The organism is Zhengella mangrovi, from assembly GCF_002727065.1.
Lineage (GTDB): Bacteria > Pseudomonadota > Alphaproteobacteria > Rhizobiales > Rhizobiaceae > Zhengella > Zhengella mangrovi.
Map to the genome: position 1 here is coordinate 142,345 of NZ_PDVP01000008.1, position 13,305 is coordinate 155,649.

Annotated in this window: 12 protein-coding genes; 10 read left to right on the forward strand and 2 right to left on the reverse strand. The window is 63.3% G+C overall.

All coding sequences use genetic code 11. The features are described 5' to 3' along the window. The first annotated feature begins 6 nt into the window (after nt 1-6). From CSC94_RS14335 to CSC94_RS14365, 7 genes are all read left to right on the forward strand, one after another. Nucleotides 7-1,038, forward strand: coding sequence for a zinc-binding dehydrogenase (locus tag CSC94_RS14335; RefSeq protein WP_205853314.1), 1,032 nt, complete (start codon nt 7-9; stop codon nt 1,036-1,038). A 98-nt stretch (nt 1,039-1,136) separates the two neighbouring features. Further along, nucleotides 1,137-2,012 carry a branched-chain amino acid ABC transporter permease gene (locus CSC94_RS14340; RefSeq protein WP_099307034.1) on the forward strand — a complete coding sequence of 292 codons (876 nt, stop codon included), beginning with the start codon at nt 1,137-1,139 and terminating at the stop codon, nt 2,010-2,012. 7 nt (nt 2,013-2,019) lie between these two features. Further along, nucleotides 2,020-3,120: a branched-chain amino acid ABC transporter permease gene (locus CSC94_RS14345; RefSeq protein WP_099307035.1), complete on the forward strand. Its 1,101-nt coding sequence runs from the start codon at nt 2,020-2,022 to the stop codon at nt 3,118-3,120. After that, nucleotides 3,117-3,902, forward strand: a complete 786-nt coding sequence (locus tag CSC94_RS14350) for an ABC transporter ATP-binding protein (RefSeq protein ID WP_099307036.1) — start codon at nt 3,117-3,119, stop codon at nt 3,900-3,902. The genes CSC94_RS14345 and CSC94_RS14350 overlap by 4 nt, the downstream gene beginning before the upstream one ends. Beyond that, complete coding sequence (locus CSC94_RS14355) at nt 3,899-4,705, forward strand: ABC transporter ATP-binding protein (protein ID WP_205853315.1); 807 nt, start codon at nt 3,899-3,901, stop codon at nt 4,703-4,705. Before CSC94_RS14350 ends, CSC94_RS14355 begins: the two co-directional genes overlap by 4 nt. Nucleotides 4,706-4,729: 24 nt before the next feature. Next, the gene (locus CSC94_RS14360) at nt 4,730-6,628 is read left to right on the forward strand and encodes an AMP-dependent synthetase/ligase (RefSeq protein ID WP_099307037.1); all 1,899 of its coding nucleotides are present in this window, start codon (nt 4,730-4,732) and stop codon (nt 6,626-6,628) included. A gap of 29 nt (nt 6,629-6,657) precedes the next feature. Beyond that, entirely contained in the window at nt 6,658-7,818 is a 1,161-nt protein-coding gene (locus CSC94_RS14365) for an ABC transporter substrate-binding protein (RefSeq protein WP_099307038.1), read from the forward strand. Between the two features lie 101 nt (nt 7,819-7,919). Here CSC94_RS14365 and hemN read toward each other — a convergent pair whose 3' ends face one another. Continuing rightward, nucleotides 7,920-9,269: an oxygen-independent coproporphyrinogen III oxidase gene (gene hemN / locus CSC94_RS14370; RefSeq protein WP_099307095.1), complete on the reverse strand. Its 1,350-nt coding sequence runs from the start codon at nt 9,267-9,269 to the stop codon at nt 7,920-7,922. Between the two features lie 197 nt (nt 9,270-9,466). Between hemN and CSC94_RS14375 the strand changes: the two genes are divergently transcribed. After that, a complete protein-coding gene (locus CSC94_RS14375) occupies nt 9,467-10,201 on the forward strand; it encodes a Crp/Fnr family transcriptional regulator (protein WP_099307039.1) in 735 nt (244 codons plus the stop codon). An 18-nt stretch (nt 10,202-10,219) separates the two neighbouring features. On the opposite strand, the gene CSC94_RS14380 is transcribed toward CSC94_RS14375, so the two are convergent. After that, the gene (locus CSC94_RS14380; RefSeq protein WP_099307040.1) at nt 10,220-10,741 is read right to left on the reverse strand and encodes a hemerythrin domain-containing protein; all 522 of its coding nucleotides are present in this window, start codon (nt 10,739-10,741) and stop codon (nt 10,220-10,222) included. 182 nt (nt 10,742-10,923) lie between these two features. Between CSC94_RS14380 and ccoN the strand changes: the two genes are divergently transcribed. After that, complete coding sequence (gene ccoN / locus CSC94_RS14385; RefSeq protein WP_099307041.1) at nt 10,924-12,528, forward strand: cytochrome-c oxidase, cbb3-type subunit I; 1,605 nt, start codon at nt 10,924-10,926, stop codon at nt 12,526-12,528. 15 nt (nt 12,529-12,543) lie between these two features. Next, the gene (gene ccoO, locus CSC94_RS14390) at nt 12,544-13,293 is read left to right on the forward strand and encodes a cytochrome-c oxidase, cbb3-type subunit II (protein WP_099307042.1); all 750 of its coding nucleotides are present in this window, start codon (nt 12,544-12,546) and stop codon (nt 13,291-13,293) included. Nucleotides 13,294-13,305 lie beyond the last annotated feature (12 nt).

The window sequence follows — 13,305 nt, forward strand, 5'->3', positions numbered from 1 at the left end:
GCTGACATGAGCGAAATGATGAAAGCGCTGCTCCAGACGAACGACGGTTTCGCCGACCGGCCGTCGCCGATGCAGCTTGAAGGGCTGGACCCCTATGTCGAACTGGCCGAGACGCCCGTGCCGGTGCCCGGCGAAGGCCAGGTGCTGATCAAGGTGAAGCTGGCCTCCGTGAATCCTGCCGACGTCATGTTCATCAAGGGCATGTACGGGCAGCGGCGCGAGAAGGGAAAACCGGCCGGTTTCGAGGGCGTGGGCGAGGTGGTCGCCTCGGGCGGCGGGGCGTATGCCGACAGCCTGAAGGGCAAGCGGATCGCCTTCATCGCGACCCATTCCGGGGCCTGGGCCGACTATGCGCTGGCGGATGCGGCCGTTTGCATCCCGCTGCGCGACGACATCCGCGATGCCGACGGCGCGGCGATGATCGTCAACCCGCTGACCGCCCATGCCATGTTCGACATCGTCAAGAAGGAGGGCGAGAAAGCCTTCGTGATGAGCGCTGCGGCGAGCCAGCTGTGCAAGCTGATCGCGCGCATGGCGGCCGACGAGGGCTTCCGCCCGATCGCGCTGGTGCGCCGGGACGACCAGATCGACCTGCTGAAGAGCCATGGCGCGGCGCATGTGCTGAACGTGACGGCGCCGGATTTCGCCCGGCAGCTGGCGGAGGTGCTCAAGGCGGAGAAGCCGCGCATCTTCCTCGACGCGGTGACGGGCAAGCTGGCCGGCCAGGTGTTCGCCGCCATGGGCAGGGGCGCACGCTGGATCGTCTACGGACGGCTCGACGGCTCCGACACGGTGATCCCGGAACCGGGACAGCTGATCTTCATGGGCAAGCGGATCGAGGGGTTCTGGCTGACGCAGTGGAAGCGGCAGGCCTCGATGGAAGAAAACATGGCCGCGGCCGCCGCGGTGCAGGCGCGTTTTGCGTCGGGAGAATGGAAGACCGACGTCACGGCCATCGTGCCGCTGTCGGAAGCACATGCCCGATTGGCGGGCGAACTGGAAAAACCAAACGGAAAGGTATTCCTCGTGCCCGGGTGACAGGGCGCGAAACAGCTTTGCCAAGGAGGGGCAAAGCTGCTTAACTCGCTAAAACAATACGGCTTAAGACCGTATCGCGACAAACGGGAGGAAATGTCGTGGATGTATCGCAGCTGCTGGTGAGCGGCCTTGCGAATGGCTGTATTTACGGCCTGATCGCACTTGGCTTCGTGCTCATCTACAAGGCGACCGAGGCTGTCAATTTCGCCCAGGGCGACATGATGATGCTGGGCGCCTTCGTCACGCTCTGGCTGACGAATTCCGACCAGCTTGGCCTTCCCTTCTGGATCGCCGTGCCGCTGGCCATCGCCATCATGGGCGTGATCGGCTACCTGCTCGATCTCATCATCATCCGGCAAATGTTCGGCCAGAGCCAGGTGGCGGTGGTCATCCTGACGATCGCGATCGGTTTCGTGATGCGTTTTGCCGCCGGCACGATCTGGGGCCACGAGCCGCAGTCGCTGGAAACGCCGTTCGCCGGCAAGGACGTCACCTTCGGCGGGGTGATCCTGGGTCTCGACGAGGTGACGGTGATCATCTCGACGGTGCTGCTGACGATCCTGTTCTACTTCTACTTCAACAACACGCGCCTCGGCGTGGCGATGCAGGCCTCGTCGCAGAACCAGCTTGCCGCCTACTACATGGGCATCCCGGTCAAGCGGGTGCAGTCGCTGGTCTGGGCGCTGTCGGGCATGATGGCCACGGTTGCCGGCATTCTCTACGCGGCCAAGGGATCGATCGATCCGTCGGCCGGCCTGCTCGGCATCAAGGCCTTCGCGGCGGCGGTGATCGGCGGCATGGGCTCGCTGCCCGGTGCGCTGATCGGCGGGCTGATCATCGGCATCATGGAACCGTTCGCGGCCTATTACATCGCCGCCGGCTACAGCCAGATCGCGCCCTACCTGCTCCTGTTCCTGGTGCTGGTTTTCCGCCCGCACGGGATCCTGGCGCAAGTCCACCGGAAGAAGGTGTGAGGCCCAGATGCGCATTCTGTTCAAGACTTCCTACGACCAGGACATCCGGCTGTTCAAGGACTGGCACCAGGGGCGCTGGTACCTGCTGCTGCTGCTCGCCCTTCTGGTCATGCCCTATCTCGTCAGCACCTTCGTGCTCGGCGAGGTCACCAACGTGCTGATCTGGTCGCTGGCCGGCATGGGGCTGATGGTCCTGGTGGGCCAGACCGGCCAGGCCTCGCTCGGCCATGCCGCCTTCCTGGCCATCGGCTGCTATGCCAACGCCATCCTGCAGACGCGGCTCGGCCTGCCGTTCCTGGTGACCTTTCCGCTGGCCGGGCTGATCTCGGGGCTTGCCGGCGTCCTGCTCGCCATTCCGACGACACGGCTGCACGGCATCTATCTTGCCATCGCCACGCTGGCGGTTTCCATCCTCGTGGAAGACCTGATCGTCATCGCCGAACCGCTGACGGGCGGGGTCGGCGGCATCATGGTTCCGGACATCGCCATCTTCGGCTTCAACATCAACCGCTACGGCAATCCGTTCGCCTTCTACTGGGTGGTGCTGGTCGTGGCGCTGATCGTCACGCTGTTCTACCGCAACCTGCTGCGCGCACCGACGGGACGCGCCTTCGCTGCCGTCCGCGATTCGGAAATCTCGGCCCAGGCGATGGGCGTGAACGTGGCGCGCACGAAGGCCGTGGCCTTCGGCGTCTCGACCGGCATTACCGGCCTTGCGGGCGCCCTGATGGGCCATTTCATCGGCTTCGTGAACCACGAGGCCTTCCTGATCCTGATCTCCATCCAGCTCCTTCTGATGGTGGTGATCGGCGGGCTGGGAACCATTCACGGGGCCTATTTCGGGGCGATCGTGGTGGTCTTCCTGCCGCAGGTGCTGGCCTTCCTGCGCGACTGGATCAGCCAGGTGTCGGGGGTCGGCTCGATCGTCATCCCGGGGATCGAAACGGCCGTCTTCGGCGTCATCCTGATCCTGTTCATCCTCTACGAGCCGCGCGGCATCTACGGGTCCTGGATCAAGCTCAGAACCTATTTCGAGCTGTTCCCCTTCTATCGCCGCGACATGTTCCGCCGCCAGAAAAGCTACCTGAAGACGGAGCGCATGCGATGAGCCTTCTGGAAGTCCGCAATGTCACGCTGAAATTCGGCGGTGTCGTCGCCGTCAACGATGTCTCGTTCGAGGTGGAGGAGGGCGAGGTGTTCGCGCTTGTCGGTCCGAACGGGGCCGGCAAGTCGACGCTGTTCAACCTGATCTCGCGCTTCTACGATCCGGTGGAGGGGGAAATCGTCTTCAACGGCGAGAACCTGCTGAAGCATCCGCCGCACGACATCGCCAAGCTCGGTATCGCGCGCACGTTCCAGAACATCGAACTGTTCGAGCAGGCGACCGTGCTGCAGAACCTGCTGGTCGGGCGCAACCGGTTCCGCAAGTCGAACCTGTTCTCCGAGTTGCTGTTCCTGCCCTCGGTCCGGCAGGCCGAGATCGAGAACCGGCGGGCGGTGGAAGACGTGATCGATTTCCTCGACCTGCATGCCTATCGCGAGAAGTACATCGCGGGCCTGCCCTACGGGGTGCGCAAGGTGGTGGAGATGGGCCGCGCGCTGGCGATCCAGCCGAAGCTGCTGCTGCTGGACGAACCCGCCTCGGGCCTTTCGGTGGAGGAAACCCAGGACGTGGCCTTCTGGGTGGAAGACATCAAGAAGCAGATGGGGATCACGGTGCTGATGGTCGAGCATGACATGCACCTGGTGGCTTCGGTGTCGGACCGGGTGATGGCGCTGGCCGACGGCAAGAAGCTGGCGCTCGGCACGCCGCAGGAGGTGCAGAACCATCCCGCCGTGATCGAGGCCTATATCGGAACGGACGACGAACCGGCGGAGAAGGTGGCATGAACGCGATGACCGAAACCGCGCCGCAGCAGGACGCCAAGCCGGTGCTGCGGATCGTCAACCTGGAAAGCTACTACGGGCCGATCATGGCGCTGCGCGGCGTGTCGCTCAGCGTTCGCGAGGGCCAGATCGTCACGGTGCTGGGGGCCAACGGCGCCGGCAAGACGACGCTGATGAAGACGATCTCCGGCGTGATGGACCCGGAAAAGGGCCAGGTGCTCTACGGCGGCCACGACATCGCGGGCAACGAGCCCGACACGGTGGTGCGCGAAGGCATCGTGCACGTGCCGGAGGGGCGCGAGGTGTTTCCGCTGCTGACCGTGGAGGAAAACCTCGACATGGGCGCCTTCACGCGCCACGACACGGCCAACGTGGCGGCGGACAAGGAAATGGTCTTTTCCTATTTCCCGATCCTGAAGGAACGCCGCCGGCAGGCCGCCGGCACCCTGTCGGGCGGTCAGCAGCAGATGCTGGCCATCGGCCGCGGGCTGATGGCCCGCCCCAAGGTGATGCTGCTCGACGAGCCGAGCCTCGGCCTGTCGCCGCTGCTGGTCAAGGAGATCTTCGCCATCGTGCGCCGGCTGAACCGCGAGCAGAAGGTGACGATGCTGCTGGTCGAGCAGAATGCGAAGGTCGCGCTGGACGTCGCCGACTACGGCTACGTGATGGAACTGGGCCGCATCGTGATGGAGGGCGAGGCGGCGCGGCTAAAGGAATCCAAGGATATCCAGGAGTTCTATCTCGGCGTGCAGGAAGAATCGCAGCGCGGTCAGAAGCGCTGGAAACAGAAAAAGACCTGGCGGTAGGAACGAAGGGGAGGCCCACGAGCGATGACGGTTCACCAGACACTACCACCGCAGCAGGTGGTCAACGGCATTTCGATGAACGCCGACCTGACGAAAGGTCCGTATTTCATCGACGGATGCGACACGCTGCCCAAGCTGTTCGCGCAACGCTGCAAGGAACTGGGCGAACGGACCTCGCACCGCGAGAAGGATTACGGCATCTGGCTGTCCTACTCGTGGAACGATTTCCATGAGCATGCGCGGCTGATCGGGCTCGGCCTGCACCGGCTCGGCCTGAAGCCCGGCGAGGTGGTTTCGGTCCTGTCGGAAGACAACAAGGAATGGGTCTACATCGACATGGGCGTGCAGTGCATGCGCGCCATCTGCTCGGGGATCTACACCACGGATGCCGCTGCGCAGCTGCAATACCTGATCAACGATTCCGACAGCCGGTTCCTGTTCGTCGAGAATGACGAGCAGCTCGACAAGTTCCTGGAAGTGAAGGACGCCATGCCCGGCCTGGCGAAGGTGATCGTGCTGGATTCCGACGGCCTGCACGACTTCAGCGACGACAAGGTCATCTTCCTCGACGACCTCTACCGGCTGGGCCGGGAGCAGTTGAAGGAAACGCCGGGGCTGTTCGAGGAGGAAACCGCGCGCACCGATCCGCAGGACACCGCCATCCTCGTCTACACGTCGGGCACGACCGGCATGCCGAAGGGTGCGATGATCTCGCATTCCAACATCATGTTCTCGCTGTCGTCCGGCAATGTCTCGGCGCCGATCCTGCCGAGCGACGAGCAGGTCTGCTTCCTGCCGCTGTGCCACATCCTGGAGCGGCTGTTCTCCGCCTTCGCACCGATCGCGGGCAAGTCGACGGTGAACTTCGCGGAAAGCCCGGAGACGGTGTTCGACAACGTGCAGGAGGTCAGCCCGCACACCTTCGTGGCGGTGCCGCGCGTCTGGGAGAAGATCTATTCGCGCGTCATGATCCTGATTGGCGACGCCACGCCGATGCAGCAATGGGCGTTCAAGCGGGCGATCGCGACGGGCATGAAAAAGGCGGAAGCCGAGCTGGAAGGCCGGCCGGTGCCGGCGGGAACCGCCGTCGCCTTCAAGGTGTGGGATTTCCTCGTGCTCAAGAACCTGCGGCGGATGCTGGGCATGGACCGGCTGCGCCGCGGCGGTTCGGGTGCCGCACCGATCTCGCCCGACCTGCTGAAGTGGTACCGCGCCGCCGGTGTGCCGATCCTGGAGGGGTACGGCATGACGGAAAGCTCGGGCGTCATTTCCATCAACACGTTCGAGGCCAACAAGAACGGCACGGTCGGCCAGCCGCTGCCCGGTACGCAGGTGCGGATCGCGCCCGACGGCGAGATCCAGTACAAGGCCGGCAACGTGTTCAAGGGCTACTGGAACAAGCCGGAGAAGACAGAGGAGACCATGACCGATGACGGCTGGCTGAGGACCGGCGACATCGGCATGCTCGACAACGAGAACTTCCTGACGATCACCGGGCGGCTGAAGGACATCATCATCACCGCGGGCGGCAAGAACATCACGCCGGCGGAGATCGAGAACCGGCTGAAGTTCTCGCCCTACATCTCGGACGCGGTCATCATCGGCGACAAGCGGAAGTTCCTGACCTGCCTGATCATGATCGACCAGGAGAACGTGGAAAAATTCGCGCAGTCGAAGCGCGTTCCCTTCTCCGACTACCGCTCGCTTTGCGCCGCCCCCGAAGTGCGCAACCTGATCGGCTCCATCGTGGACGATACCAACAAGGCGTTCGCCCGCGTCGAGCAGATCAAGGATTTCCGCCTGATCGACACACTGCTGACGGCGGAGGACGAGGAATTGACGGCGACGATGAAGCTGAAGCGTGGCTTCGTCGAGAAGAAGCACAAGCCGTTGATCGATTCCATGTATGGAAAAGAGGGATAAGTCAGTTCAACCGTAACGGAGGAAAACGGATGAAGAATGCAATCAGAAAGTCCATTCTCGCACTTGGTCTTGCGGCCGGCATGACGTCGGCAGCAATGGCCCAGCAGGGCGTGACGGACACGGAAGTGCTGATCGGATCGAACGGTGACCAGTCCGGCATTTTCGCTCCCTTCAACGTGCAGGCCGTCAAGGCGGCACAGATGAAGTTCGACCAGGTCAACGCGGACGGCGGCATCCATGGCCGCAAGATCCGGATGATCGTCGAGGATCACCAGTACCAGGTGCCCAAGGCGGTGGCGAACTTCAACAAGCTGATCAACTCGGACGGCGTGTTCGCGATGATCCTGAACCTCGGGACGCCGCACAATATCGCCGGCTTCCCGCTGATGCAGGCCAAGAAGGTGGCGAACATCGCGCCGCTGACCTCGGCGCGGCAGCTCTTGGAAGGCGACACGACCTACCGCTACGCGGGCTTCTCTTCCTACTACGGCCAGATCAAGGCCGGTGTCGACTACCTGGTGAAGGAGAAGAACGCCAACAAGATCTGCGCCATGTACATCCCGTCGGATTTCGGCAAGGAGATCCAGGAAGGCGCGATGGACGAGGCCAAGGCGCTGGGCAAGGAATGGGCCGCGGAAACGACCCACAAGCCGGACGAGACCGACTTCGTCGGCGCCCTGACCAAGCTGAAGGACGCGGGCTGCGACATCATCGCGACCGCACTCGGCGTTCGCCAGACCATCATCGCCGTGGCCACGGCCAAGAAGCTCAACTGGACGAGCGTGACGTTCCTCGGTTCCTCGGCTGCCTACCACGAGGCGATCGCCTCGCAGCCGGGCGGCATCACCGACGGCTACTATGCCGCCGGCGGCTGGGCCGACTACAAGCCGCGCATGGACGATCCTGAAGTCAAGAAGTGGCACGACGACTACGTCGCCAAGTACAACGAGGAGCCCGGCATGGCGGCGATCCTCGGCTATGGTGCCGCCGAGACGCTGGTGCGCGCGCTTGAGGCTGCCGGCAAGGACCTGACGCCGGAGAGCTTCCAGAAGGGCATGGAGTCGCTCGAATTCCACGACGTGATTGCCGACGCCGACATCAAGTACGGCCCCGGCGACCACCAGGGTGGCGACATCATCGTCATTTCCAAGGTGGAAGACGGCGTGTTCAAGGAACAGGCGCGCAAGTAATTCCCGACCGGATGACCTGACGAAAGGAAACGCCGCGGACATCCCGTCCGCGGCGTTTCGCGTTGCAGTGGGCGGACAGGCAGGACCTGGCCGCGGCCTCCTCAGACCGCTGCAGAATGACGCGCGACGCCCTTGTGCAGGTAGGCATCGAAGTGGGCCGCGACGACCCGGACGAAGGGACGGCCGGTCTCGGTGACGCGATAGGTGCCGCCGTCGCGGGCAAACAGGCCGTCGCGGTCGGACGCCACCAGGCTGTCGGCTTCGGCGATGATCCGGCTGGCCTGCTGACCGAAGTTGTCGCGGACCCAATCGCCGGTGAAGGCGAAATCGCACATCAGCTTCTCGATCACGGCGCGGCGCATGACATCCTCGTCGGTCAGGCGGGCGCCGCGAACCGTGGCAAAGCCGTCGTTGGCGATGCGGCGCTGGTAGTCCCCCGAGGCCGGTGAATTCTGCACGTAGCCCTGCGGCATCTGGCCGATGGCGGAAGCGCCGAGGCCGATGAGCACCGGGGCGTCATCGGTGGTGTAGCCCTGGAAATTGCGCTTCAGCGTGCCGGCGGTCGCTGCCCGCGCCATGCTGTCGGTCGGCTTGGCGAAATGGTCGAATCCGATGGCCACGAAGCCTGCGTCCCGCAGCATGGCTGCGGCATGGTCCTGCTGGCGGAAGCGCTCGACGAGGCCGGGCAGGACCGTTTCGTCGATCATCGTCTGGTGCTTCTTCATCCACGGTACGTGCGCGTAGCCGAACAGGGCGATGCGGTCGGGATCCATGTCGAGGCAGGCGCGCACCGTCCGTTCGATGCTGTCGACGGTCTGGTGCGGCAATCCGTAGAGGATGTCGAGATTGACCGAATGGACGCCGCGCCGGCGCACGCCGTCAACGACGGACCGGGTCTGCTCCACGGTCTGTTCGCGGTTGATCGCCTTCTGCACCGCCGGGTCGAAATCCTGCACGCCGAGGCTGGCCCGGGTCATGCCGATGGCCGCATAGGCATCGAAGCGATCCTCGGTCATGTCGTTGGGATCCATCTCGACGGAGATCTCGGCATCGGCGGCGAAGGAGAAGTGGGCGCGCAGGGTGTCGCCGAGAAGGTTGATGTCGCCGGCCTTCAGCATGGTCGGGGAACCGCCGCCGAAATGCAGCGCCCGGACCGGGGCCTGGCCGGTGACGGCGTCCCCGGCATGGGCGATCTCGGCACGCAGGGAATCGAGGTAGACCTCGACGGGATCGTAGCGCTGCACCTGCTTGGTGGTGCAGCCACAAAACCAACACAGTCGGTCACAAAAGGGGATATGCGCGTAGAGCGACAGGGGCGTCGCCGCCTCGATGGCCTCGAGCCACGAGCGGTATTCCCGCGCATCGATGTCCGGTGTAAAGTGCGGCGCCGTCGGGTAGCTGGTGTAGCGGGGAACGGGTTTCGCGTATCGCTCGATCAGTTCGTTGTGCATGACGCTCATTGTCCGGACATTTTTTCAAGTCGTCTGGATATGGGACCATGGACAGGGCGGCGTTGATCCGTATCAATCGGCCCGAAAAACGGCGCTGCAAGCGACCTGCCTGACGTCGCGGCACATTGTCGCGTGGAAAGCTAATATGGTGCAATTGCGATGTGGCTATTGCAAAGCAGCACTGCTAGGATTTGAGAATGGACAAGAAAGTGCGCGAAGACGTCCACACGACAGGGGTGCCTACCTTGTGCCAGGCATGCGATGCCCGGCACCGCGGCGTCTGTGGCGCGCTGAACACCAACCAGCTCGTGACGCTGTCAAAGCATTCTGTCCGGCGCAAGCTCGACCCGGGCACGGAGCTCGTCGGTGAAGAGCAGGACGTGTCGCAGTATTCCAACGTCATCGGCGGCGTCGTGAAGCTGACGAAGATGCTTTCCGACGGGCGTCAGCAGATCGTCGGCCTGCAGTTCGCACCGGATTTCCTCGGCCGGCCTTTCTCGCGCTCCAGCCGGTTTTCGGCCGAGGCGGCGACCGACGTGGAACTGTGCAGCTTCTCCAAGGGCCTGATCGACCGGATGATCGACGAATCGCCGGACCTGGAGCACAAGCTCCTGGAGCAGACGCTGAAGGAACTGGACGAAGCGCGCGACTGGATGCTGACGCTCGGGCGCAAGACGGCGGCAGAGAAGGTCGCCAGCTTCCTGCACCTGATCGCCGTCAACGTCGATCCGGAAGCCTCGGAAAGCGAAGGCCCGATCACCTTCGACCTGCCGCTGACGCGTGCCGACATCGCGGATTTTCTCGGCCTGACCATCGAGACGGTCAGCCGGCAGCTGACCAAGCTGCGCAAGGACGGGGTCATCCACATCGAAAACAACCGGCACATCACGGTGCCGGACATCGAGCGTCTCAACGACCGCGCCAGCCTCTGACGCAGACCGGATCCGTCCTCAGGCCGAACCCTGGGGGCCGTTCGTCATGCCGGCCTCGGTGGCCAGACGCATCACGTGTTCGCGCTCGAACGCAATGTGGCGGCGGACCGATTCGAAGAACCCGCGCAGCATGTAGCCGACGGTATCGAAGTTGAGACCCTTGTCGCCGGCGCCGAGCAGGAGCAGCGAATCGGTCAGCTCCTCAGCGTAGCATTCGTCCTCGGCGTGCTCGGCCTTGAGCCTGGAAATGGTCTCGGGCAGACCCGCGACATGGGACAGGCGCTCCACGAACATCGGGAAGACGACCTTTTCCTCGAAACTGTGGGCGCCGCGCAACAGCGGCCAGATCTCGCGGGCGGCATGCATGCATTTCTGCTTGTCGACGTTATCGGGAAGCGAGTCGGCGATTTCCTCCAGCATGCGGCAAAGCGCAAGCTGATCCTCGTGGGTGCGCAGGAACGCTTCCAGCGGATTTCCGCCGAAACGAGACAGTCCCTCGATATCCCACAGGCTGTCAGCCCTGGATGGTGTGCTTGCCATGCGCGCAGCCCATTCAACGATGCAGGTAACAATGACCGATGGTTTATGCCAACGAACCAATTTAGCATCCTTGATCAAGATCAATGCGGCTGCCAGCCTTGCATCGCATTGCTCAGCGCAAGATCGCGGGGGAGTGCCCCGTGATCGTTTAACCCGTACAGACTCGTGAGGGGGTCAAACTCATGACATTCGCGGCCGAAATCGTCGCGCTGGTGATTGCCACGTTCCTGGCAATCCTTGGTGCGGCTTTCGCCCATGACAGCCTCTTCCAGGCGCACATGGGCATTCTCGCCTTAACGCTTGCCATCTTCACACTCGTGTTGATGCGCCGCACCTCGTTCGCCGGCGCGCCGAAGGACACGTCCGGCTACATGGACGGTCCGGTGCGCTATGGCGCCATCGCTACCATGTTCTGGGGCGTCGTCGGCTTTCTGGTCGGCGTCATCGTCGCCGCCCAGCTGACCTGGCCGGACCTGAACATCGAACCCTGGTTCAATTTCGGCCGCATGCGTCCGCTGCATACGTCCGCCGTCATCTTCGCCTTCGGCGGCAACGCGCTAATCGCGACGTCCATGTACGTCGTCCAGCGCACCACGAAAGCACGCCTGTTCGGGGGGAACCTGGCGTGGTTCGTGTTCTGGGGCTACCAGCTCTTCATCGTCATGGCCGCCACGGGATACCTGCTGGGCATCACCGAGGGCCGTGAGTATGCCGAGCCGGAATGGTATGTCGACCTGTGGCTGACGGTCGTCTGGGTGGCCTACCTGCTGGTCTTCCTGGGCACGATCTACAAGCGCAAGGAACCGCACATCTACGTGGCGAACTGGTTCTACCTGTCGTTCATCGTGACGATCGCGATGCTGCACGTGGTGAACAACCTGAGCCTGCCGGTCTCCTTCCTGGGCACCAAGTCCTATTCCGCCTTCTCGGGCGTGCAGGACGCGCTGACCCAGTGGTGGTACGGGCACAACGCCGTGGGCTTCTTCCTCACCGCCGGCTTCCTGGGCATGATGTACTACTTCATCCCGAAGCAGGCCGGCCGGCCGGTCTATTCCTACCGGCTGTCGATCATCCACTTCTGGGCGCTGATCTTCCTCTACATCTGGGCCGGTCCGCACCACCTGCACTACACGGCGCTGCCGGACTGGGCGCAGACGCTCGGCATGGTGTTCTCCATCATGCTGTGGATGCCGTCCTGGGGCGGCATGATCAACGGCCTGATGACGCTTTCGGGCGCCTGGGACAAGATCCGCACCGATCCGATCATCCGCATGATGGTCATCGCGGTGGCCTTCTACGGCATGTCGACCTTCGAAGGTCCGATGATGTCGATCAAGGCGGTCAACTCGCTGTCGCATTACACGGACTGGACCATCGGTCACGTGCACTCCGGTGCGCTCGGCTGGGTCGGCATGATCTCGTTCGGCGCGATCTACTACCTGGTGCCGAAGCTGTGGAACCGCGAGCGGCTGTACAGCCTGCGCCTGGTCACCTGGCATTTCTGGCTCGCAACGCTAGGCATCGTGGTCTACGCCGCCGTGCTGTGGGTCGCCGGTATCCAGCAGGGCCTGATGTGGCGTGAATACGACGACCAGGGCTTCCTCGTGTACTCGTTCGCCGAGTCCGTGGCTGCCATGTACCCGTACTACGCGCTGCGCACGCTTGGTGGTCTGCTCTATCTGACGGGCGCGATCATCATGGCCTACAACATCACCATGACCATTCTCGGTCATCAGCGCGAAGAGCAGGGCTTTGCCGCCGCTCCGGCCGCTGCGCCGGCCGAATAAAGGGGGTCCGGACAAATGGCTACCCAAGAAAAGCAAGGCCTCCTCGCCAAGCACGAGAAGATCGAGCGCAATGCCACGCTTCTGCTGGTGTTCAGCTTTCTCGTCGTCACCATCGGCGGCCTGGTCGAAATCGCCCCGCTGTTCTGGCTTCAGAACACGATCGAGAAGGTGGAGGGGATGCGTCCCTATTCACCGCTCGAACTGGCGGGCCGCAACATCTACATCCGTGAAGGCTGCTATGTCTGCCACAGCCAGATGATCCGTCCGTTCCGTGACGAGGTCGAACGCTACGGCCACTACAGCCTCGCCGCGGAATCGATGTACGATCATCCGTTCCAGTGGGGATCGAAGCGCACCGGGCCGGACCTGGCCCGCGTGGGCAACCGCTACTCGAACACGTGGCATGTCGATCACCTCACCGAACCGCGTTCGGTGGTGCCGGAATCGATCATGCCGAGCTACAGCTTCCTGAAGACGACCGAGCTGAAGGCTGACGACATTGCCGATCACCTGAAGGCCAACGCCGCACTCGGCGTGCCCTATGACCAGGACAAGATCGACAATGCGCTGGCCGACCTGAAGGCGCAGGCCGACCCGAACGCGGATACGTCCGGTGTCGAAGCCCGCTACCCGAAGGCCAAGCTCGGCGATTTCGACGGTGATCCCACCAAGCTGACGGAGATGGACGCGCTGATCGCCTATCTGCAGATGCTGGGCACGCTCGTCGACTTCGAGAGCTACGACGCCGAAGCCAACTATCGCTAAGGGAGCAAGGGA